At 60.3% G+C, this 18,939-nt stretch carries 18 protein-coding genes; 10 read left to right on the forward strand and 8 right to left on the reverse strand.

Features of this window, described 5'->3' with window-relative positions:
- Positions 1-5 precede the first annotated feature (5 nt).
- Positions 6-2,636: a DNA mismatch repair protein MutS gene (mutS, locus tag AC58NV_RS15340; protein WP_497227889.1), complete on the reverse strand. Its 2,631-nt coding sequence runs from the start codon at positions 2,634-2,636 to the stop codon at positions 6-8.
- Between the two features lie 101 nt (positions 2,637-2,737).
- Positions 2,738-3,571 (reverse strand): flagellin, encoded by an 834-nt coding sequence (locus tag AC58NV_RS15345; RefSeq protein WP_497227890.1) that lies wholly within the window; start codon positions 3,569-3,571, stop codon positions 2,738-2,740.
- A gap of 298 nt (positions 3,572-3,869) precedes the next feature.
- Between AC58NV_RS15345 and AC58NV_RS15350 the strand changes: the two genes are divergently transcribed.
- The gene (locus AC58NV_RS15350) at positions 3,870-6,125 is read left to right on the forward strand and encodes an NADP-dependent malic enzyme (RefSeq protein ID WP_497227891.1); all 2,256 of its coding nucleotides are present in this window, start codon (positions 3,870-3,872) and stop codon (positions 6,123-6,125) included.
- A 6-nt stretch (positions 6,126-6,131) separates the two neighbouring features.
- Positions 6,132-7,004 carry a ribokinase gene (locus AC58NV_RS15355; RefSeq protein WP_497227892.1) on the forward strand — a complete coding sequence of 291 codons (873 nt, stop codon included), beginning with the start codon at positions 6,132-6,134 and terminating at the stop codon, positions 7,002-7,004.
- 16 nt (positions 7,005-7,020) lie between these two features.
- Here the strand turns inward: AC58NV_RS15355 and msrA are convergent, their stop codons facing one another.
- Entirely contained in the window at positions 7,021-7,686 is a 666-nt protein-coding gene (gene msrA, locus AC58NV_RS15360; protein ID WP_497227893.1) for a peptide-methionine (S)-S-oxide reductase MsrA, read from the reverse strand.
- Between the two features lie 148 nt (positions 7,687-7,834).
- Between msrA and AC58NV_RS15365 the strand changes: the two genes are divergently transcribed.
- Together AC58NV_RS15365 and AC58NV_RS15370 are read left to right on the forward strand one after the other, a co-directional pair.
- Positions 7,835-8,743, forward strand: a complete 909-nt coding sequence (locus AC58NV_RS15365; protein WP_497227894.1) for a D-amino acid aminotransferase — start codon at positions 7,835-7,837, stop codon at positions 8,741-8,743.
- On the forward strand, positions 8,743-9,456 hold the full coding sequence (locus AC58NV_RS15370) for a sulfotransferase-like domain-containing protein (RefSeq protein ID WP_497227895.1): 714 nt from the start codon (positions 8,743-8,745) through the stop codon (positions 9,454-9,456). The genes AC58NV_RS15365 and AC58NV_RS15370 overlap by 1 nt, the downstream gene beginning before the upstream one ends.
- Positions 9,457-9,511: 55 nt before the next feature.
- On the opposite strand, the gene AC58NV_RS15375 is transcribed toward AC58NV_RS15370, so the two are convergent.
- From AC58NV_RS15375 to AC58NV_RS15385, 3 genes are all read right to left on the reverse strand, one after another.
- Entirely contained in the window at positions 9,512-9,796 is a 285-nt protein-coding gene (locus AC58NV_RS15375; protein ID WP_497227896.1) for an SCP2 sterol-binding domain-containing protein, read from the reverse strand.
- Positions 9,797-9,875: 79 nt separating this feature from the next.
- Positions 9,876-10,340, reverse strand: a complete 465-nt coding sequence (locus AC58NV_RS15380) for a DUF1810 domain-containing protein (protein ID WP_497227897.1) — start codon at positions 10,338-10,340, stop codon at positions 9,876-9,878.
- Positions 10,337-11,563 (reverse strand): argininosuccinate synthase, encoded by a 1,227-nt coding sequence (locus tag AC58NV_RS15385; protein ID WP_497227898.1) that lies wholly within the window; start codon positions 11,561-11,563, stop codon positions 10,337-10,339. The genes AC58NV_RS15380 and AC58NV_RS15385 overlap by 4 nt, the downstream gene beginning before the upstream one ends.
- Before the next feature lie 137 nt (positions 11,564-11,700).
- Between AC58NV_RS15385 and AC58NV_RS15390 the strand changes: the two genes are divergently transcribed.
- The gene (locus tag AC58NV_RS15390) at positions 11,701-12,462 is read left to right on the forward strand and encodes a hypothetical protein (protein WP_497227899.1); all 762 of its coding nucleotides are present in this window, start codon (positions 11,701-11,703) and stop codon (positions 12,460-12,462) included.
- Between the two features lie 72 nt (positions 12,463-12,534).
- Positions 12,535-13,761: a threonine ammonia-lyase IlvA gene (ilvA, locus tag AC58NV_RS15395; RefSeq protein WP_497227900.1), complete on the forward strand. Its 1,227-nt coding sequence runs from the start codon at positions 12,535-12,537 to the stop codon at positions 13,759-13,761.
- An 11-nt stretch (positions 13,762-13,772) separates the two neighbouring features.
- On the opposite strand, the gene AC58NV_RS15400 is transcribed toward ilvA, so the two are convergent.
- The gene (locus tag AC58NV_RS15400; protein ID WP_497227901.1) at positions 13,773-14,096 is read right to left on the reverse strand and encodes an Hpt domain-containing protein; all 324 of its coding nucleotides are present in this window, start codon (positions 14,094-14,096) and stop codon (positions 13,773-13,775) included.
- 186 nt (positions 14,097-14,282) lie between these two features.
- On the opposite strand from AC58NV_RS15400, the gene AC58NV_RS15405 reads away from it, so the two are divergent.
- Positions 14,283-15,536 (forward strand): PP2C family protein-serine/threonine phosphatase, encoded by a 1,254-nt coding sequence (locus AC58NV_RS15405; protein WP_497228154.1) that lies wholly within the window; start codon positions 14,283-14,285, stop codon positions 15,534-15,536.
- Positions 15,537-15,593: 57 nt separating this feature from the next.
- Here AC58NV_RS15405 and AC58NV_RS15410 read toward each other — a convergent pair whose 3' ends face one another.
- Entirely contained in the window at positions 15,594-16,037 is a 444-nt protein-coding gene (locus tag AC58NV_RS15410) for an NUDIX hydrolase (RefSeq protein ID WP_497227902.1), read from the reverse strand.
- Between the two features lie 77 nt (positions 16,038-16,114).
- On the opposite strand from AC58NV_RS15410, the gene hslO reads away from it, so the two are divergent.
- Genes hslO through AC58NV_RS15425 form a run of 3 tightly spaced genes read left to right on the forward strand, consistent with a single transcriptional unit; the run spans position 16,115 to position 18,853 of the window.
- Complete coding sequence (hslO, locus tag AC58NV_RS15415) at positions 16,115-17,101, forward strand: Hsp33 family molecular chaperone HslO (protein ID WP_497227903.1); 987 nt, start codon at positions 16,115-16,117, stop codon at positions 17,099-17,101.
- A complete protein-coding gene (locus AC58NV_RS15420) occupies positions 17,094-17,711 on the forward strand; it encodes a CoA pyrophosphatase (RefSeq protein ID WP_497227904.1) in 618 nt (205 codons plus the stop codon). The genes hslO and AC58NV_RS15420 overlap by 8 nt, the downstream gene beginning before the upstream one ends.
- Positions 17,702-18,853: a CCA tRNA nucleotidyltransferase gene (locus AC58NV_RS15425; RefSeq protein WP_497227905.1), complete on the forward strand. Its 1,152-nt coding sequence runs from the start codon at positions 17,702-17,704 to the stop codon at positions 18,851-18,853. The genes AC58NV_RS15420 and AC58NV_RS15425 overlap by 10 nt, the downstream gene beginning before the upstream one ends.
- The last annotated feature ends 86 nt before the right edge of the window (positions 18,854-18,939 follow it).

An 18,939-nucleotide genomic window follows, 5' to 3' on the forward strand; every position in this document is an offset into this window, starting at 1 on the left:
TTTTTTTAGGAGGCTGCCTCTTTCAGTTTGTAGAGCATTTCCAGCGCTTCACGTGGCGACAGGTCATCCGGGTGGATGCCTGCAAGCAGCTGGTCTGCTGGTGAGGGACCTGCTTGGGTTTTGGGCTGAGGTGGCGGTGCGGCAGCAAAGAGGGGCAGGTCGTCAATCTGGATTTTTGAACTGCCTTCACGGCTGCCCTGCTCCAGCATGTCGAGGACATCCCGTGCACGTGCAACAACTGAGGCTGGCAGGCCTGCGAGCTGGGCAACCTGAACACCATAGGAGCGGTCGGCAGCTCCTTTTCGCACTTCGTGAAGGAAGATCACTTCGCCTTCCCATTCTTTGACGGCTACTGTGGCGTTGTCGACGCCCGCCAGCTTGGCAGCGAGCTGAGTCAGCTCGTGGTAGTGGGTGGCAAACAGCGCGCGGGAGCGGTTCACTTCATGCAGGTGCTCAAGTGTCGCCCAGGCGATGGAGAGGCCGTCATAGGTGGCGGTGCCGCGGCCGATTTCGTCGAGGATCACCAGCGCGCGATCGTCGGCCTGGTTCAGGATTGCGGCGGTTTCGACCATTTCCACCATAAAGGTAGAGCGGCCGCGGGCCAGATCATCGGAGGCGCCGACGCGGCTGAACAGCTGGCTGACGATACCGATATGGGCGCTTTCCGCGGGCACGTAGCTGCCCATCTGGGCGAGCAGGGCAATCAGCGCATTCTGGCGCAGGAAAGTCGATTTACCGGCCATGTTGGGACCGGTCAGCAGCCAGACCGCTGCGCCATCCTGGGCAGTAAGGTCGCAGTCGTTGGCCACAAAGGTCTCGCCGCCCTGCTGTCGCAGAGCCTGCTCCACCACCGGATGGCGCCCGCCTTCGACGTGAAACGTGCGGCTGCTGTCGACCTTGGGGCGGGTCCAGTTTTCACCGCGCGCCAGATCAGCCAGAGCTGACAGAAGGTCCAGCTCCGCCAAACCGCGGGCGGCAGTGTTGAGGCGGGCCGCGGCGTCCAGAATGGCGCCGGAAAGTCTTGCGTAGAGCCGCTTTTCGATCTCCAGCGCCAAGTTACCGGCGTTGAGGATGCGGGTCTCGATCTCGCTAAGCTCCACCGTGGTGAAACGCACCTGGTTGGCGGTGGTCTGGCGGTGGATATAGGTCTCGTTCAGCGGCGGCGACATCATCTTGTCCGCATGGGTCGCGGTGGTTTCGATGAAGTAGCCCAGCACATTGTTGTGCTTGATCTTCAAGGAAGAAACGCCGGTGTGCTCCGCATACTTCTTCTGCATCGAGGCGATGACCGAGCGGCCTTCGTCGCGCAGGGTGCGGGCTTCGTCCAGTTCCGGGTCATATCCGGCCGCGATGAATCCGCCATCACGGGCCAACAGCGGCGGTTCGGCGACAAGAGCTGCGTCGAGGAGGGAGAGCAGATCATCGAACCCCTGTAGATCCGAGATAGCTCCGTCCATCAGCGCAGGAAGCTCCATCCCGGTGCAGAGGTCTGCAATCACCTCTGCCTGCGACAGACCGTTGCGGATGGCGGCCAGGTCGCGCGGGCCGCCGCGCTCCAGCGCGAGACGCGAAAGCGCGCGGTCGAGGTCCGGTGTCTTGCGCAAAGCGGCACGGAGGTCCTCGGCGGTCCGCGTGTGCTCAACCGCGAAGTCCAGGGCAGCCAGCCGCTGATGGATGGTGTCCAGATTGCGCGAGGGGCTGGACAGCCGCTGTTCCAGCAGACGGGCGCCGCCCGGGGTGACGGTCCGGTCCACGACAGACAGCAGAGAGCCGGCCCGGCCGCCGGACAGGGACCGCGTCAGTTCCAGATTGCGGCGGGTGGCGGCATCGATCTGCACCACCCGGTCCTGAGCCTCCTGCTGAGGCGGCTGCAGCAGCGGCAGTTTGCCCTTCTGGGTGATCTCCAGATAATCGATCAGCGCGCCCATCGCCGAGATTTCGGCGCGGGTGAAGGTTCCAAAGCCGTCCAGTGCGCCGACGTTGAACAGAGTGCAGATACGTTTTTCGGCGGCGGTGCTGTCAAAGCTTGCTTTTCCCAGGGGAGTCAGCGGGATCTTGTATTCATCGGCAAGCGGGCGGGCGGCGTCATAGGCGGGACCATCGGCGACAATCAGCTCAGATGGCGCCAGGCGGGCCAGTTCCGGCGACAGCCGCACCCGCGCAACCGGCATCACGTGGAACGCGCCGGTGGAAATATCGGCCCACGCCAGCGCCGCCTCTTCCCGCAGCTCGGAGTAAGAGACCAGGAAGTTGTGGCGGCGGGCTTCCAGCAAGGAATCTTCGGTCAGGGTGCCGGGGGTGACCAGCCGCACCACATCGCGTTTCACCACCGATTTGGAGCCGCGCTTCTTGGCTTCGGCCGGGCTTTCCAGTTGTTCGCCCACTGCCACGCGGAAACCCTTGCGGATCAGGGTCAGCAGGTAGCCTTCGGCTGCATGAACCGGCACGCCGCACATCGGGATGTCCTCACCGTTGTGCTTGCCGCGCTTGGTCAGCGCAATGTCCAGCGCCTCGGCCGCATTGACCGCGTCCTCAAAGAACATCTCGTAGAAGTCGCCCATCCGGTAGAAAAGCAGCGCATCTGCGTGCGCTTCCTTGATCTCTAGATACTGCGCCATCATCGGCGTTACGGTCATTGGAGGTCCCCCGGGTCGTCTTTGCAAGACATCTACAATGGGGGCGGACCGAGGAAAACCCGGATAAGGCTGCCGCCAGGGGCTCCGGCGGCAGCCTGCTGTCAATAGAGATTGCGCAGCGTGTCAGGCATCGTGTTGACGATGGAGAGAGACAGGGTGCTCAGCTGCTGCTGCGCCTGCAGGGCCAGCAGTTTGGTCGCAGCTTCTTCCATGCTGGTATCGATCATCGAGCTGACACCCCGGGTGAGGGCATCGGACTGCTTGCTGACATAGGCCCCTTGGCCAGCCAGCTGATTGGCGCTGGCACCCAGGGCTGCCGAACCGTCGATTGCGTAGGCGAGAAATCCTTCGATCTCCCCTAAGGCCGTCAGGGCACTGGCGCTGTCTGTGATTGCGGTCCGGCTGCCGAGGTCGAACTGCGGGCTGCCTTCAAAATCCACTCCGTCAACGCTGAGGGTGCTCAGGCTGCCGTCGCCGGAAATCGCAGACGGTACTGTCAGACCGGTGCTGCCGGCACCGTCGACATCGGTCTTCAGGAGGTTCACTCCGTTAAAGCCGGAAGATGAAATGATCGAATTGATCTGCTCGGTTTTCTTTTCCATGGCGGCCTCAAACTTGCTGAAGTCGCCCATGCCGCTGCTGGCCATGATGGCAAGTGACCGCATTTCGGTCAGGGTTTCCGTGATCTGCTCAGCCCCGGCTGAGGCTACCGCCACTGTAGCTTCGCCCAGCGACAAAGAATCCGAGACTGAGCGCAAACCGGAAATATCGGAATTCATCAGCTCGGAGATCGCCCAGAGGGCTGCACTATCTTGCGCGGTACTAATATTCTGACCGGTGGAAATGCTGTCCTGCGTTTGGTTGAGCTGAGAATTGACTCCGCCCAATGTTTGCAAGGCCACCATTGCACCGGAATTGTTGTGGAAGCTTATCATTCCTCACTTTTCCTTTGATCCTTTGCCCTTTTGCGGGCGGACAAATGCCGTTCTGACCGTTGCTTGCAGGCCTCTGACTTCCCGGCCTCAGCGCCACCTGTGCAACAGGTGCGTGTTAATACCTATTAAGAAATTGCAGCATTCCGCGGTCTGCTTTGAGGCGAAAACCTGACGATATCTATCGTCTTTTAGCCGCTTTTTTCTAAAATCTGGCAATACAGATTCTTGAAACCGCGGATTGAGGGGCGCCGTGGGCTGGGCTAAGACGGTCCGCGACGAGGAGAGGACACGAGATTAAATGCCCAAGAACAAGATCACCGACGAAGAAGCCCTGGCGTTCCACCTGGAGCCATCTCCGGGCAAATGGGAGATCAATGCCACGGTCCCGATGACCACACAGCGGGACCTGTCGCTGGCGTATTCGCCGGGCGTTGCGGTGCCTTGCGAGTCCATCGCTGAGAATCCGGAGACCGCCTATGATTACACCAACAAGGGCAACCTCGTTGCGGTGATCTCCAACGGCACGGCTGTATTGGGCCTTGGCAATTTGGGTGCGCTGGGCTCCAAGCCGGTGATGGAAGGCAAATCCGTCCTCTTCAAACGCTTTGCCGATGTGAATTCGATCGACATCGAACTGGATACCGAAGACCCGGACAAGTTCATCGAGGCGGTCAAGCTGATGGGGCCGACCTTTGGCGGCATCAACCTGGAAGATATCAAGGCGCCCGAATGTTTCATCATTGAGCAGAAGCTTAAGGAAGAGATGGACATTCCGGTGTTTCATGATGACCAGCACGGCACTGCGGTGATCTGTGCGGCAGGCCTGATAAACGCGCTGCATCTGTCTGGCAAAAAGATCGAAGATGTGAAGATCGTCCTCAATGGCGCCGGCGCGGCAGGCATCGCTTGTATCGAGCTGCTGAAAGCCATGGGCGCGCGGCATGAAAACTGCATCGCCTGCGACACCAAAGGCGTGATCTACCAGGGCCGTACTGAGGGCATGAACCAGTGGAAATCGGCCCATGCGATCCAGACCGATCTGCGTACCCTCGAAGAAGCAATGCGCGGGGCTGATGTGTTCCTCGGCGTTTCGGTCAAAGGCGCAGTGACTCAGGAGATGGTCGCCTCGATGGCCGACAATCCGGTGATTTTTGCAATGGCCAACCCCGATCCGGAAATCACCCCGGAAGAGGCGCATGAAGTGAGGGTCGACGCCATCGTCGCCACCGGCCGCTCGGATTACCCGAACCAGGTCAACAACGTCCTGGGCTTCCCCTATCTGTTCCGTGGTGCGCTGGACATTCATGCCCGTGCCATCAACGATGAGATGAAGATTGCCTGTGCGCATGCGCTGGCGGCGCTGGCGCGCGAGGATGTGCCGGACGAGGTGGCGCTGGCTTATGGCAAATCGCTGACTTTTGGCCGTGATTACATAATTCCAACCCCGTTTGATCCTCGGCTGATCCACCGGATTCCGCCGGCCGTGGCCAAAGCGGGCATGGACACCGGTGCGGCGCGCCGACCGATCGTGGACATGGACGCCTATGAGGTGGGTTTGAAGTCGCGCATGGACCCGACGGCCTCGATCCTGCGCGGCCTGAACGCCCGCGCACGCTCTGCCCAGTCGCGGATGATCTTCGCCGAGGGCGACGACCCGCGGGCGCTGCGTGCCGCAGTGATGTACCAGCGCTCAGGCTTTGGGAAATCGCTGGTCGTGGGACGGCCGGAGGACGTGCGCGCCAAGCTGGAGAAAGCCGGTCTGGGGGATGCTGTGCGTGAACTGGAAGTGGTGAATGCGGCCAACACGCCGCATTTCGAGATGTACAAGGAATTCTTGTATAACCGCCTGCAGCGCAAAGGGTTTGACCGCAAGGACATCCATCGCTTGGTGGGTCGCGACCGGCATGTGTTCTCCAGCCTGATGCTGGCGCATGGGCATGGTGACGGCCTGGTGACTGGCGCAACCCGCAAGTCGGCGCATGTGCTGGATCGGATCAACCATGTGTTCGATGCCGACGCGGATCACGGCGTGGCTGGTGTGACCGCGCTGTTGCACAAGGGCCGGATCGTGCTGATCGGCGACACGCTGGTGCACGAATGGCCGGACGAAAACCACCTGGCCAACATCGCGGAACGAGCGGCCGTGGTTGCCCGCCACATGGGGCTTGAACCGCGGGTGGCCTTCGTCAGCTTCTCCACCTTCGGCTATCCGGTGTCGGAACGGGCCGAGAAGATGCATGTCGCTCCTACTGTGCTGGACAAGCGCGGTGTCGACTTCGAGTATGAAGGTGAGATGACCGTCGACGTGGCTCTGAACGAGCGCGCGCAGCGGTATTACCCGTTTCAGCGGTTGACTGGCCCCGCCAACGTCCTGATCGTGCCGGCCCGCCACTCGGCTTCAATTTCGGTCAAGCTGATGCAGGAAATGGGCGGTGCCACGGTGATTGGTCCGATCCTGTCCGGGATCGATAAGCCGATCCAGATCTGCTCGACCACCTCCACCACCAATGACATTCTGAACATGGCAGTGCTGGCAGCCTGCAATATCGGGTGATCTGACATGGCGATCTGGAACCTCGGCTCGATCAATGCGGACATGGTATATGCCATGCCGCATCTGCCAGCGGCGGGGGAAACCCTTGCCGCCCGCAGCCTTGACCGTTTTCTTGGCGGCAAGGGTGCCAATATGTCCGTTGCTGCGACCCGGGCCGGCAGCTCTGTGAACCATATAGGTGCTGTGGGTCCTGACGGAGAATGGGCGGTCGAGAGGCTGAAGGCGTATGGGGTTGGCACCGGCCACATTGTCCAAGCAGACACCCCGACCGGCCATGCGATCATCGCGGTCGAGCCTGAGGGCGAAAACCAGATCATCCTGTTCCCCGGCGCCAATCGCGCACTGAGCCAGGATCAGGTGGATCGGGCTCTGTCTCAGGCGAGTGCCGGTGACATCCTGGTCATGCAGAACGAAACCAGCATGCAGGCAGAGGCGGCGCAGTTGGGCCGGCAGAAGGGGCTGCGCGTCTGCTACGCTGCCGCCCCGTTTGATGCAGACGCTGTGCAGGCGGTTCTTCCCTACTTGGACTTTCTGATCCTGAATGAGATCGAGGCACAGCAGCTTGCGCAGGCAACGGGGAAACAACCGGGAGAGCTTGGCATCAAGGATGTGATCATCACCCTGGGCGCCAAGGGCGCACGGCATATTGACGGAGACACGGGCGCTGTCAGTGACGTGCCTGCCTTGCCAGTCACGCCGGTTGATACAACCGGTGCAGGCGATACCTTTACCGGCTACGTATTGTCTGGTTTGGACTTGGGCCTGACAGTTGCGGAGGCGATGGAACAGGCAAGCCGGGCAGGGGCCCTTATGGTCACGCGCCGGGGCACGGCTGACGTCATTCCTGATTTGAAGGAAGTGCAGGCCGCCCGGTTCTGACCTGGGCTCCCCTGCCTCAGTGCCCTTTGGCGAAGGGCGCCGCGTCGCCCCAAAGCTGCGACACCTTCGCATCGCGCCCGCAGGCCTGACGGTAGCGTTTGTAAGCTGCCGCCTGCCGTTTGGGGCCGAACCGGGTGAAAACCAGGCTGTCGCCCTTGTAATAGTCCTGGTGGTAGTCTTCCGCCTCGTAGAAAGTCTTGGATGGCAGGATCGGGGTCACGATTTTCTGCCCCAAGGCCTGCTGCGCTTCTGCCTTTACTTGTTCAGAAAGAGCCCTTTCTTCCTTGTTAGAAACAAAAATTGCGGTGCGGTAACTGTTGCCACGGTCGCAGAACTGGCCGCCAGGATCGGTGGGGTCCACTGAGCGGAAGAAAAGCGTGAGAAGATGCTCGCGAGAGACTTTGGCTGGATCAAAGATAATCTGCACCGCCTCATAGTGGCCGGTGCCACCGCGGGTGACGTCTATGTAAGTGGGGTTCGCCGTGGTGCCACCCGTGTAACCGGATACCGCTTCAACCACACCCGGCACCCCTTCGAAATCGCTTTCCACACACCAGAAACAGCCGCCGGCAACGGTCAGAACTTCGGTCGACTGCGCGCGCAACGGATTGCCGTGTGCCGCAATTCCGAAGGTGATCGCACCGGTCAATACCAGGGGTTTCAATTTTTCCAGAACTCGCATTCCCGACTCCATCCTGTCTTGCTGCCAGACTGCCGGCTGCCGCGCCCCTGCTCAAGCCGGCACGTCAGGATTTCACGGACTGGTGACAGCACGTTATCGTTTGGATTCCGGATCCAGTATTACTAACGTGCCGGCCAAGGAGGATTCCATGACCGACAAGATGAGCACCCACCAGGCCGAAGAAGATCAGCGCAACGAAGCGATCCTGATTTATCTGAATGGTGAAATCGTTCCCAAGGCTGAGGCCAAGGTCAGCGTTTATGACAGCGGTTTCATGCTGGGCGACGGCGTTTGGGAGGGGCTGCGGCTGTATAATGGCACCTGGGCCTTCATGGATGAACATCTTGACCGCCTGTTTGAAGCAGCCAAGGCGATTGATCTGGACATCGGTCTGGACCGGGATGGTGTCAAAAGCGCTTTGTTAGAGACACAAAAGGCCAATGGGATGACTTCGGACGCTCATGCCCGCCTGATGGTCACGCGCGGTGTTAAAACCCGCCCGTTCCAGCATCCTTCGCTGTCGCGCCAGGGGCCGACGATGACCATTATAATGGAGCATTCGCGCCCCAACCTGCCGCGGCCGATCACGCTGGCAACGGTGCCGCATCTCCGCGGGCTGCCGATGACACAAGATCCCAAGCTCAACTCCCATTCCAAGCTGAATTGCATTCTCGCCTGTATCGCAGCGGAGAAGGCCGGCGCGGATGAGGCGCTGATGCTGGATGTGAATGGCTTTGTGAACACCACCAACGCCTGCAACTTCTTCATCGTGCGCAAGGGGGAGGTTTGGACTTCCACCGGTGACTACTGCATGAACGGCATCACCCGGCAGAAAGTAATTGATCTTTGCCGCGATAACGGCGTTCCGGTCTACGAGCGGAACTACTCTCTTGTTGATACTTACGGTGCGGATGAGGCATTTCTCACCGGGACGTTTGGCGCGCAAACCCCGGTGGGCAGCATTGATGGGCGGCAGATCGGCAGCGGTCAGATGGGTCCCGTGACAGAGCGTATCCGCGGCCTTTACAAGGCGCTGATCGAGACGGAGTGCGCCTGATGCGGATTGCCATGTGGTCCGGGCCAAGGAACCTGTCGACAGCGATGATGTATGCCTTTGGCAACCGCGGCGATTGCGCCGTTGTGGATGAGCCGTTTTATGCGGCCTATCTGGCTATGACAGGCCTCGATCATCCGATGCGTGCGGAAATCCTGGAAAGCCAGCCGCAGGATCCTGAGACCGTGGCGCACACACTGTTGGGGCCGGTGCCGGCCGCCAAGCCGTTCTACTACCAGAAACACATGACGCAGCACATGATCCCAGGCGTTCCGCGGGAGTGGATGCGGGATGTCACCAATGTCTTCCTGATCCGGCATCCCGCACGGGTGATCGCCTCTTACGCCGCGAAACGGGAGAATCCGGTGCTGGAGGACATAGGATTCCGCCAGCAGGCAGAGTTGTTTGACCTGGTGCGCGGCTGGGGACAGGTGCCGGTTGTGGTGGACAGCCATGACATCCGCGAGAACCCGGCTGTCAAGCTGGAGCAGCTGTGCGAGAGTATCGGCGTGCCGTATTCACCGAAGATGCTGAGCTGGCCCAAGGGCGGGCACAAGGATGATGGCGTCTGGGCCGCCCATTGGTACGGAGCAGTCTGGACTTCAACCGGTTTCGCCGGCCCGGAAGGCCGTCTGCCTGAAGTGCCGGAAGAACTGCAGCCGGTATTGCAGGCTGCGATGCCCTACTACGAGCAGATGAAGGCTGCAAAGATCTGACCGGCGGAGGGGTATTACCCTTAGGGCCTGGACACCTGCAGCCGGAGAAAGCGGGTCAGCCGATCAGCTTGCTCAGTTTCATGGCAACGCCCATGTCGCCGGAAACTTTGATCTTGCCCATCATGACGGCTGTCATCGGATTGAGGTTTCCGGTCAGCAGCTTCTTCAGACTTTCAGCCGACAACCTCAGCGTGCAGTCCGTTTCGCGGTCGTCTGTGCTGGCACTTCCGTCCGACAGGACAATTACACCGTCGGGTCCGCAATCGAACTTCAGTGATCCGTCGAAACTTTTCCCGGCCAGGCCATCCCGGATCCCGGCTGCGATATCGTCCACTGCCATCTTGTCCTCCCTCGTTTTGCGAAAGGGTTAGGCAGAGGGATGAAGCCGGACAAGATTGACCGCGGGAGAGGCGGTTGGATTACGCGACGGCAAGCGCTGCCTTCGTCAGCGAGCATGGCTGGCCGCCGTAGAAAGCACTCAGAACTTTCTGAAATTCCGACGGCGCACCGGGGACCGCGGCAAACAGCGTCATGGAAGAGCGCAGTTTCTTGGCGTCGATGCCACCAAGGATTTGCGCGGCATCCGTGCCCTGATGAGACAGCATCAGCCGGCTGACCTCGACCAGTCGGGCGCGCAGTATCTCGTGGTTCAAATAGGCTGTGGCCTCGGCCAGGTCTTCGATCCCGTAAAGCTGCGCCATATGGGAGCGGCCAAGCTCAGCCAGTTGGGGAAAGACGAACCACATCCAGTGGCTCGTCTTTTTTCCTGCAGAGAGTTCGCTCAGGACAGCCGCCCAGACGGTGTCCTGAGCTTCGACGAACATATCCAGCTCTTCCGCGAAATCGTCCTCGAATTCGCCATCTATGCCGTCGTGATCACTCACTTCTTGATCCGGCGCTCGCGGGCGGCCAGCAGCTTCAGGCGCAGAGCGTTCAGCTGGATGAAGCCTGCGGCGTCCTTCTGGTCGTAGGCGCCGGCGTCTTCCTCGAAGGTCACATGCGCCTCCGAGTAGAGCGAGTTGTCCGACCAGCGGCCAACAGTGGATGCCAGGCCCTTGTAGAGCTTCACGCGCACGGTGCCGGAGACGAACTCCTGGCTCTTGTCGATGGCGGCTTGCAGCATTTCGCGCTCCGGCGAGTACCAGAAGCCGTTATAGATCAGCTCCGCGTACTGCGGCATCAGCTGGTCCTTCAGGTGCATCGCGCCGCGGTCCATGGTGATGGATTCGATGCCGCGGTGGGCTTCCAGCAGGATGGTGCCGCCCGGGGTTTCGTAGATGCCTCGGGACTTCATGCCGACAAAACGGCCTTCGACCAGGTCGAGGCGGCCGATGCCGTGCTTGCGGCCGTATTCGTTCAGTTCGGTCAGGATGGTCGCCGGCGACATGGCTTCGCCGTTGATCGCAACCGGGTCACCCTTTTCAAAGGTGATCTCGATGAATTCCGGGGTGTCGGGTGCTTCCTCGGGGTGCACGGTGCGCTGGTAGACATAGTCGGGCGCCATTTCCGCGGGGTCTTCCAGAACCTTACCTTCGGAGGAGGTGTGCAGCAGGTTGGCGTCGACCGAGAAGGGGGCTTCGCCGCGCTTGTCCTTGGCAATCGGAATCTGGTGCGTCTCGGCAAACTCCAGCAGCTTGGTGCGCGAGGACAGGTCCCACTCGCGCCAGGGGGCGATCACCTTGATTTCGGGGTTCAGCGCGTAGGCCGCCAGTTCGAAACGGACCTGGTCGTTGCCTTTGCCGGTGGCGCCGTGGGCAACGGCATCTGCACCGGTGGCTTCGGCGATCTCAACCAGGCGTTTGGAGATCAGCGGGCGGGCGATGGAGGTGCCCAGCAGATATAGACCCTCGTAAACCGCATTGGCGCGGAACATCGGGAACACGAAGTCGCGGACAAATTCCTCGCGTACATCTTCGATGAAGATGTTTTCCGGCTTGATGCCCAGCATCTCCGCTTTTTTGCGGGCGGGCTCCAGTTCCTCACCCTGGCCGAGATCGGCGGTGAAGGTGACAACTTCGCAGCCGTATTCGGTCTGCAGCCATTTCAGGATGATCGAGGTGTCGAGGCCGCCGGAATAGGCGAGCACAACTTTCTTGGGCGCGGACATGGAATTCCCTCTCAGGTCAGAACGCCTGCGGCGTATCGGGTTTTGCCCGGAAGAGCAAGGTTTTCCGGGGTTTTCTAATTTGCGGCGCACGCTTAACGTGCGCGGCGAAACAGAAAGATCTTTTGGAGAATGCCCGAATGAAAGGCTGGTCGATTTTCTCGCATTCCGTGAGCATGGTGCTGCGGAATTTCCAGGCTGCAATGCAGATATTCCTGGTCCCGATGCTGCTAGTGTTTTCGGTGGTGTTTTCCGTGGTCTATGCCGCCATACAGTCGGGGATGCTGCCGCAGGGGCAGGCCGTCAATGTGGCACTGGGCAGTGTGCCTTCCGGTTTGCTGCTGCAAATGGCTGCGGTCTGGATCGTCGTCATGCTGATCAGCATCTGGGGTGTTGTCGCCTGGCACAGGTATGTGCTTCTGGAAGAGATGCCTGAAGGCTGGATTCCCCGGCTCCACACCTCAAATATCCTAATCTACTTCCTGCGGGCGGTTCAGCTGGCCATCGTTTCGGTGATTTCTCTGCTGGTGGTTGCCTTCATCGGCAGTGCGTTTGTGGAGGCAGCCGGGTATTTCGGGGCTGCCATTCTGATTGTGCTATTTAGCGGCATCGCCCTGTTTCTGTCGCGGCTTCTGGTCACTCTCCCTGCTGCGGCAGTTGGCAGGTCATTCGGCCTCAGTGACGCATTGGAGGCGACCAAGGGCGCGGTTCCGGCGCTGTTCCTGCTTGGTGTGTGCGTGTTTCTTGCACAGCTCGCGGTGGAGCTTACGCTGTCGGCAGTTTCCGGAATCCCGGTCGTTTCTCTCGTACTGCAATTGGGATTTGCGGTCCTGCTGAGCCTTCTGCACGTCAGCATCATGACCACGCTCTACGGCCATTACGTCGAAGGCCGCCCTGTCTGAACACCGGTATTCTTATGTATGCTTTGCACCCGCCCCTTGCCTTGGGGGCGGGGTTGCGCCACTGAAGGATGCATGAGCGATTTCAAGACCCAGGCCCGCGCCGCCGAGCAGGCGATGCGCGATGTGTTCCCCGCAACGCCGCTGCAGCGCAATGTGCATCTGTCGGAGCGCTTCGGCGCCGACATCTACCTTAAGCGCGAGGACCTGAGCCCGGTCCGCTCCTACAAGATCCGCGGTGCGCTGAACGCGATGCGCAAGCAGCCGGATCAGGAGCTGTTTGTCTGTGCCTCGGCAGGCAATCACGCCCAGGGCGTCGCCTTCATGTGCCGCCACATGGGCAAGCGCGGCGTGATTTTTATGCCGGTCACTACGCCGCAGCAGAAAATTCAGAAGACCCGGATGTTCGGCGGCGACAATATTGAGATCCATTTGGTCGGGGATTACTTCGACGTATGCCTGGCCGCTGCGCAGGAATGGTGCGCCCAGGAGGGCGGGCACTTCTTGTCACCCTTTGACGATGCCGATGTGATCGAAGGCCAGGCCTCCATCGCGGTGGAGATTGAGGAACAACTGGGCAAGGCGCCTGATCACGTGCTGCTGCCGGTTGGCGGCGGTGGCATGTCTGCAGGCGTTTCATCGTGGTTTGGCGAGGAGGTGCACAGCCTGTTTGTCGAACCCGACGGCGGTGCCTGCCTGCGTGCGGCGCTGGCGGCGGGCAAGCCGGTGCCGTTGGACACTGTCGATACCTTTGTGGATGGCGCCGCGGTGGGGCGGATAGGCGATTTGCCCTTTGACATCCTGAAAGACGTGCCGCTGCCGGATGTTCTGGCGATTTCCGAAGACCGGATCTGCGCCACCATAATTGAGATGCTGAACGTCGAGGGCATCGTGCTGGAGCCTGCCGGCGCGCTGTCAGTTGAGGCGCTGCAGGATGTTCGCTCATGGATCCGCGGAAAGGCCGTCGTTTGCGTTACCTCCGGCGGGAATTTCGATTTCGAACGACTGCCCGAGGTCAAGGAACGTGCGCAGCGTTACTCGGGGGTGAAAAAGTATTTCATTCTGCGGCTGCCGCAACGGCCCGGCGCACTGAAGGAATTCCTCGGCATCCTGGGGCCGGAGGACGATATCGCCCGCTTTGAATATATGAAGAAGTCAGCCCGCAATTTTGGCTCAGTTCTGATCGGGATCGAAACCAAACGGCCGGAAAACTTCGAGCAGCTGTTTGCGCGTCTGGATGCTGCCGGGATGACCTACACGGACATCACCCGGGATGAGACACTGGCGCAGTTCGTGATCTGACGGCGGCGGCGTCAGAACTTCTCGGACAGGCCGGTCAGAAACGCGGACTTGGACGCTTGGAAATTGGCGACGATGGCAGGGATATCGACACCCACCGCTTCGCCTTGTGCAGACTTCCGCTCGCCATCCAGGCACATCGAAGAAAATTCGTCGAAGCCAAGGTTGAGCGCGCTGCCTTTCAGGAAGTGCAGGTCCTGCTCAAGCTGACCGCGGTCGCCGCCTTCCAACTTGCCGATGACTTCTTCGACCTCTTCCAGAAATATTTCAACAACTTCCCCGAAGTCCTCGGCACCCACTTCTTCGCGCAGCTCGGTCACGCGTGGCCAATCAATCATGTGATACTTCCTTACGATCTTTCGCTGTGCGCACTTCTTAAGTTGATTGCAGTAAAAATATGGTGAAATAAAGGAGGAAGCTCAAATTTTAGGCTTCACCGCCTGTTAAATCTCTGGACCGATAGTATCACAAGATCTTCTGATTTTGCCATTTGTGAGGTGCCTTCGGTGCTGCCAAAAAGTTCGATGGACGACGAGGACCAGACAGTGGCCGGATCAATACGCCGTGTGCTGGTTGTGGACGACAGCCGCCTGCAAAGACGTATCCTTGTGGCATCGCTCAAGAAGTGGGGGTTCGAAGTTGTCGAGGCCGACAGCGGCGAGGCAGCGATGGAGATCTGCCAGCAGAAAACCCCTGATCTGATTCTCAGCGACTGGATGATGCCGGGCATGAACGGGCTGGAGTTCTGCCGCGCGTTCCGCGCCCGAGCCAGTGAAGACTATGCCTACTTCATCCTGCTGACGTCCAAGAGCGAAAAAAACGAGGTGGCCGAGGGACTTGATGCTGGTGCCGATGACTTCCTGACCAAACCGGTCAGTTCGGATGAACTGCGGGCGCGGATCTCCGCTGGCGAGCGGATCTTGAGGATGCAGCGGGAACTCTCCGAGAAGAACCGTATCGTGTCCGAAACCCTGGGTGAGTTGCAGCGGGTTTATGACGCGATTGACAAGGATTTGATCCAGGCCCGCAAGATCCAGGAATCTCTGGTGCCGGAACTGTCCAAGGATTTCGGATCCTCAACAGTCAGCCTGCTGCTGAAACCCTGTGGCCATATCGGCGGTGATCTGGTCGGGATGTTCTCCCCTGGTGTGAACCGAATCGGCTTTTATTCGATTGACGTGTCCGGCCATGGCATCACCTCTGCAATGATGACGGCGCGATTGGGGGGCTACCTGTCGTCCAACTATTTCGACCAGAATGTCGGAATGGAAAAGCGCTTTAACCGGTTCTATGCTCTGCGCCAGCCGGAGGAAGTGGCCAGCCTTCTCAACGCACGCCTGATTGCGGATACCGGTATCGAAGAATATTTTACGATGGCTTACTGCATCGCTGACCTGCGCAGCGGGGTCGTCAAGATGGTACAGGCCGGCCACCCGCACCCGCTGCTGATGCGCAAGAACGGCGAGTTGGAATTCATCGGCAAGGGTGGCGTCCCTGTCGGCCTAGTGCCGGATATCGGCTACAGCCAGGAAGAGTTCACGATGGAGCGGGGCGACCGCCTGCTGCTGTTTTCAGACGGTTTTACAGAAGCGCGTCTGCAAGACGGGTCGATGCTGGAGCCTGAAGGTCTTCTGGACCTGGTCCAGAAGTGCGGGCCGGAGCAGAACGGCAAGGAGTTCCTTGACGATCTCTATTGGCATTTGACCCAGATGATGAGCAAGGAACATGGGCTGGAGGATGACGTTTCAGCTACCTTGTTCGAGTACCAGGGCCCATAACAAGTTCCAGCTGCGTTCTCTGATGTCCTGGTTGCGGCCGGGATTTTGTGCTTCTTGCTACATGCGGGCTGCAAGCTGGGCGGCAAAATGACGGTCGCCAGCGTTACCCAGGCGGGCTGCAGCTTCCTGCGGACCTATCCAAAGCGCCTCATGCCCCTGTTCCGCTGGCGGGCCGATCCGGCGCAGCGGCCGGGCCATATAGATGTGGCACAGCTTTTCTGCCCAGAGATCATACTCCGGCATGTAGGCAAAGCGCCTGAAGACGCCCAGTTTTCGCGGGGTCGAGATTTTCCAGCCGGTTTCCTCATACACCTCGCGGTGCAGGGCGGGGATCGGTGATTCGCCCGGATCAATGCCGCCACCCGGCAGTTGCAGATCAGGGTGCGGATCATACTGGCAGGTGATCAAAAGCTTTCCGTCACGCGGCAGCAGGGCATAGGCACCGGGACGCATCCGGTAGCGCTTCCCTTTCTGGGGAATTTCGCCAAATCGCCTGATCACGGGCCGGCCCCTTCACTCTGGTGTCGTTTCTCCTATATAGCCCCGGTATGCCAATCCCCGGCGCGTAAGGAAACCCCATGACCATTGGTTCGAAAATCGCGTGGGACGACACCGTCCTGCCCTTCCAGCTTGATGCATCCGACATGCGCGGCCGCGTGGCGCGGCTGGACGGTGTGCTGGATGGTATTCTGAAACAGCATGATTACCCGCCAGTGGTCGAGGCTCTGGTCGCTGAAATGGCCCTGCTGACGGCGCTGATCGGCCAGACGGTCGCGCTGCGCTGGAAACTGTCGCTGCAGGTGCAGTCCAAGGGCGCGGTTCGAATGATCGCAACCGACTACTACGCGCCGCAAAAGGAAGGTGAGATCGGCCAGATTCGCGCTTATGCGAGCTTTGACCGTGACCGTCTGACGGACAGCAACCCCATTGACCAAGTAGGCGAGGGGTATTTCGCCATTCTGATCGATCAGGGTAACGGCACACAACCTTATCAGGGTATCACGCCGCTGTCCGGCGGATCGTTGAGCGCGTGCGCAGAGGCCTATTTCGCGCAGTCCGAACAGCTACCGACCATGTTCAAGCTGAGCTTCGGAAAATCGGCGGAGCCTGGAGTGGCTGAGCACTGGCGTGCGGGCGGCGTAATGCTGCAAAGCATGCCAAAGGCTTCTCCGTTTGCGGCACAGGGCGAAGGGTCCGGCGAAGTTCTGCAGGCAAGCGATCTGGTGTCCGGGGATGAAGAAGAAAATTGGAATCGGGCCACCACGCTGCTGAGTACGGTAGAAGAACTGGAACTGATCGGCCCGTCGGTCACACCCACCGAACTGCTGATCCGGTTGTTTCACGAGGAACAACCGCGGGTCTACGACACCCAGCCGGTGCGGTTTGGCTGCACCTGCTCAGAGGGCCGCGTGCGGCAAAGCCTGTCGATCTATTCAGCCAAGGACATCGAGAAGATGACCACTGACGACGGCCGGGTGACTGCCGACTGCCAGTTCTGCGGAGCGCATTACGACCTTGATCCGTCGAGCGTGGGTTTCGACGCGGAAAACCCGCCCAGTGAGTGACCCTGCCCAGGATCTGAGGGAGCGGATTGACGCTGCCTTGAAACGTCAGGGCGGCGGCTCGTCTGATTTTGATCTGAACCCGGGTACGGTGCTGCCGGAGGGGCGCAAGCTGCGCCCTGCCGGTGTGCTGGTAGCGGTCTCCATTGCTTCGGGCGCGCCGCGGCTGATTTTGACCAAACGCTCCTCGGCGCTGAAGCACCATCCAGGGCAGATCGCCTTTCCTGGCGGCAAGGTGGATGCGGGCGACAAGGACGCCTGTGCCGCAGCGCTGCGGGAAGCCTGGGAAGAGATCGGCCTGCCGCCGGACTTGCCCAGGATTATCGGCTGCCTGCCGGAGCATGAAACGGTCACCGGGTTTGCAGTTACCCCGGTTGTTGCGCTGATCCAGGAAAGATTTGCCGCGCGGCCGGAAGCCGGTGAGGTGGCGGAAGTATTTTCCGTGCCTCTGGACCATGTTCTGGGCCTTGAGAACTACATCATCGAATCCCGCCGCTGGCGCGGCACCCGCCGCCGCTATTATACCGTACCCTATGGCCCCTACTATATCTGGGGCGCCACCGCGCGTATGCTGCGCGGGCTTGCGGCACGGATGGAGCAAAAATGCGGATAAATCAGCCCTGGTTGAAAGACCGGGCAACTCAGGCGGTGTGTGAGGCTGTCACTGCGGATGGCGCGCAGGTGTTGTTTGTCGGAGGCTGCGTGCGCAATTCACTGCTGGGTGAACCGGTCTCGGATATGGACATCGCCACGGATGCGCGGCCGGAGCAGGTGATGGAGCTGGCTGCCCGTGCCGGGATCAAGGCGGTGCCGACCGGGATCGACCATGGCACCGTGACACTGGTAAAGAACGGCATCCCGCATGAAATTACCACTTTCCGCAAGGATGTGGCGACCGATGGCCGCCGGGCCGTGGTGGCGTTTTCAACTGATATCGCCGAGGACGCCCGCCGCCGCGATTTCACCATGAACGCGATCTATGCGCGCCCGGACGGGGAAGTGGTCGACCCGCTGGACGGCCTGGCGGATCTGACCAAGCGCCGGGTGCGGTTCATCGGCACCGCGGAAAACCGGATCCGCGAAGATTACCTGCGCAGCTTGCGGTATTTCCGCTTTCATGCCTGGTACGGCGATCACGCAGAGGGTTTTGACGCGGATGCGCTGGGAGCGATAGCAGCCAACCTGGACGGGCTCGTCTCGCTGTCCAAGGAGCGGGTGGGGGCGGAGCTGTTGAAATTGCTGGCAGCACCCGATCCGGCGCCCTCGGTTGCAGCAATGCGGCAGGCTGGTGTACTGGCACAGATTCTGCCTGGGGCCGATGACCGTTCCCTTGCTCCGCTGATACACTTGGAGGCAGGCCGGGCGGCTTCTGGCATCCGCCGCCTCGCCGCGCTGGGCGGGGAGGGCCTTCAGGAAACGTTGCGCTTGAGCAAGGCCCAAGCTTCTCATCTGGCAACGATCCGGGAGGCGGCCGCTGGTACTGCGGGGGCAGGGGAGCTGGGGTACCGGTTGGGTGCGGAGAAGGCGCTGGATGCGCTGCTGCTGCGCGCTGCCCTACTGGAACAGCCGCTTCCCCTAAGTTTAGAGACTGATATTAAACTGGGCGCCAATGCCAAGTTCCCGGTGAAAGCGCGGGATCTTTTGCCAAATTTGAAGGGGCCGGAGCTGGGCGCGGCGTTGAAGAAAATGGAAGCCGACTGGCTTGCGTCAGGTTTCACCCTTAGCCGCGAAGAGCTGCTGGACTCTCTTCGCTGACAAGGGGTGTCAGCAGCGTCACAACCTTGGGGGGTGACAAAACGGAAAATCTTGCGTACCCATAAGGCAGCCACCACATGACGGAG

The organism is Leisingera sp. ANG49 (assembly GCF_059694505.1).

What these genes read in the sequence shown, in the direction of transcription:
- mutS (WP_497227889.1), bottom strand. Translation starts at nt 2,636, where the DNA reads ATGACCGTAACGCCGATGATGGCGCAGTATCTAGAGATCAAGGAAGCG.
- AC58NV_RS15345 (WP_497227890.1), bottom strand. Translation starts at nt 3,571, where the DNA reads ATGATAAGCTTCCACAACAATTCCGGTGCAATGGTGGCCTTGCAAACA.
- AC58NV_RS15350 (WP_497227891.1), top strand. Translation starts at nt 3,870, where the DNA reads ATGCCCAAGAACAAGATCACCGACGAAGAAGCCCTGGCGTTCCACCTG.
- AC58NV_RS15355 (WP_497227892.1), top strand. Translation starts at nt 6,132, where the DNA reads ATGGCGATCTGGAACCTCGGCTCGATCAATGCGGACATGGTATATGCC.
- msrA (WP_497227893.1), bottom strand. Translation starts at nt 7,686, where the DNA reads ATGCGAGTTCTGGAAAAATTGAAACCCCTGGTATTGACCGGTGCGATC.
- AC58NV_RS15365 (WP_497227894.1), top strand. Translation starts at nt 7,835, where the DNA reads ATGACCGACAAGATGAGCACCCACCAGGCCGAAGAAGATCAGCGCAAC.
- AC58NV_RS15370 (WP_497227895.1), top strand. Translation starts at nt 8,743, where the DNA reads ATGCGGATTGCCATGTGGTCCGGGCCAAGGAACCTGTCGACAGCGATG.
- AC58NV_RS15375 (WP_497227896.1), bottom strand. Translation starts at nt 9,796, where the DNA reads ATGGCAGTGGACGATATCGCAGCCGGGATCCGGGATGGCCTGGCCGGG.
- AC58NV_RS15385 (WP_497227898.1), bottom strand. Translation starts at nt 11,563, where the DNA reads ATGTCCGCGCCCAAGAAAGTTGTGCTCGCCTATTCCGGCGGCCTCGAC.
- AC58NV_RS15390 (WP_497227899.1), top strand. Translation starts at nt 11,701, where the DNA reads ATGAAAGGCTGGTCGATTTTCTCGCATTCCGTGAGCATGGTGCTGCGG.
- ilvA (WP_497227900.1), top strand. Translation starts at nt 12,535, where the DNA reads ATGAGCGATTTCAAGACCCAGGCCCGCGCCGCCGAGCAGGCGATGCGC.
- AC58NV_RS15400 (WP_497227901.1), bottom strand. Translation starts at nt 14,096, where the DNA reads ATGATTGATTGGCCACGCGTGACCGAGCTGCGCGAAGAAGTGGGTGCC.
- AC58NV_RS15405 (WP_497228154.1), top strand. Translation starts at nt 14,283, where the DNA reads ATGGACGACGAGGACCAGACAGTGGCCGGATCAATACGCCGTGTGCTG.
- hslO (WP_497227903.1), top strand. Translation starts at nt 16,115, where the DNA reads ATGACCATTGGTTCGAAAATCGCGTGGGACGACACCGTCCTGCCCTTC.
- AC58NV_RS15425 (WP_497227905.1), top strand. Translation starts at nt 17,702, where the DNA reads ATGCGGATAAATCAGCCCTGGTTGAAAGACCGGGCAACTCAGGCGGTG.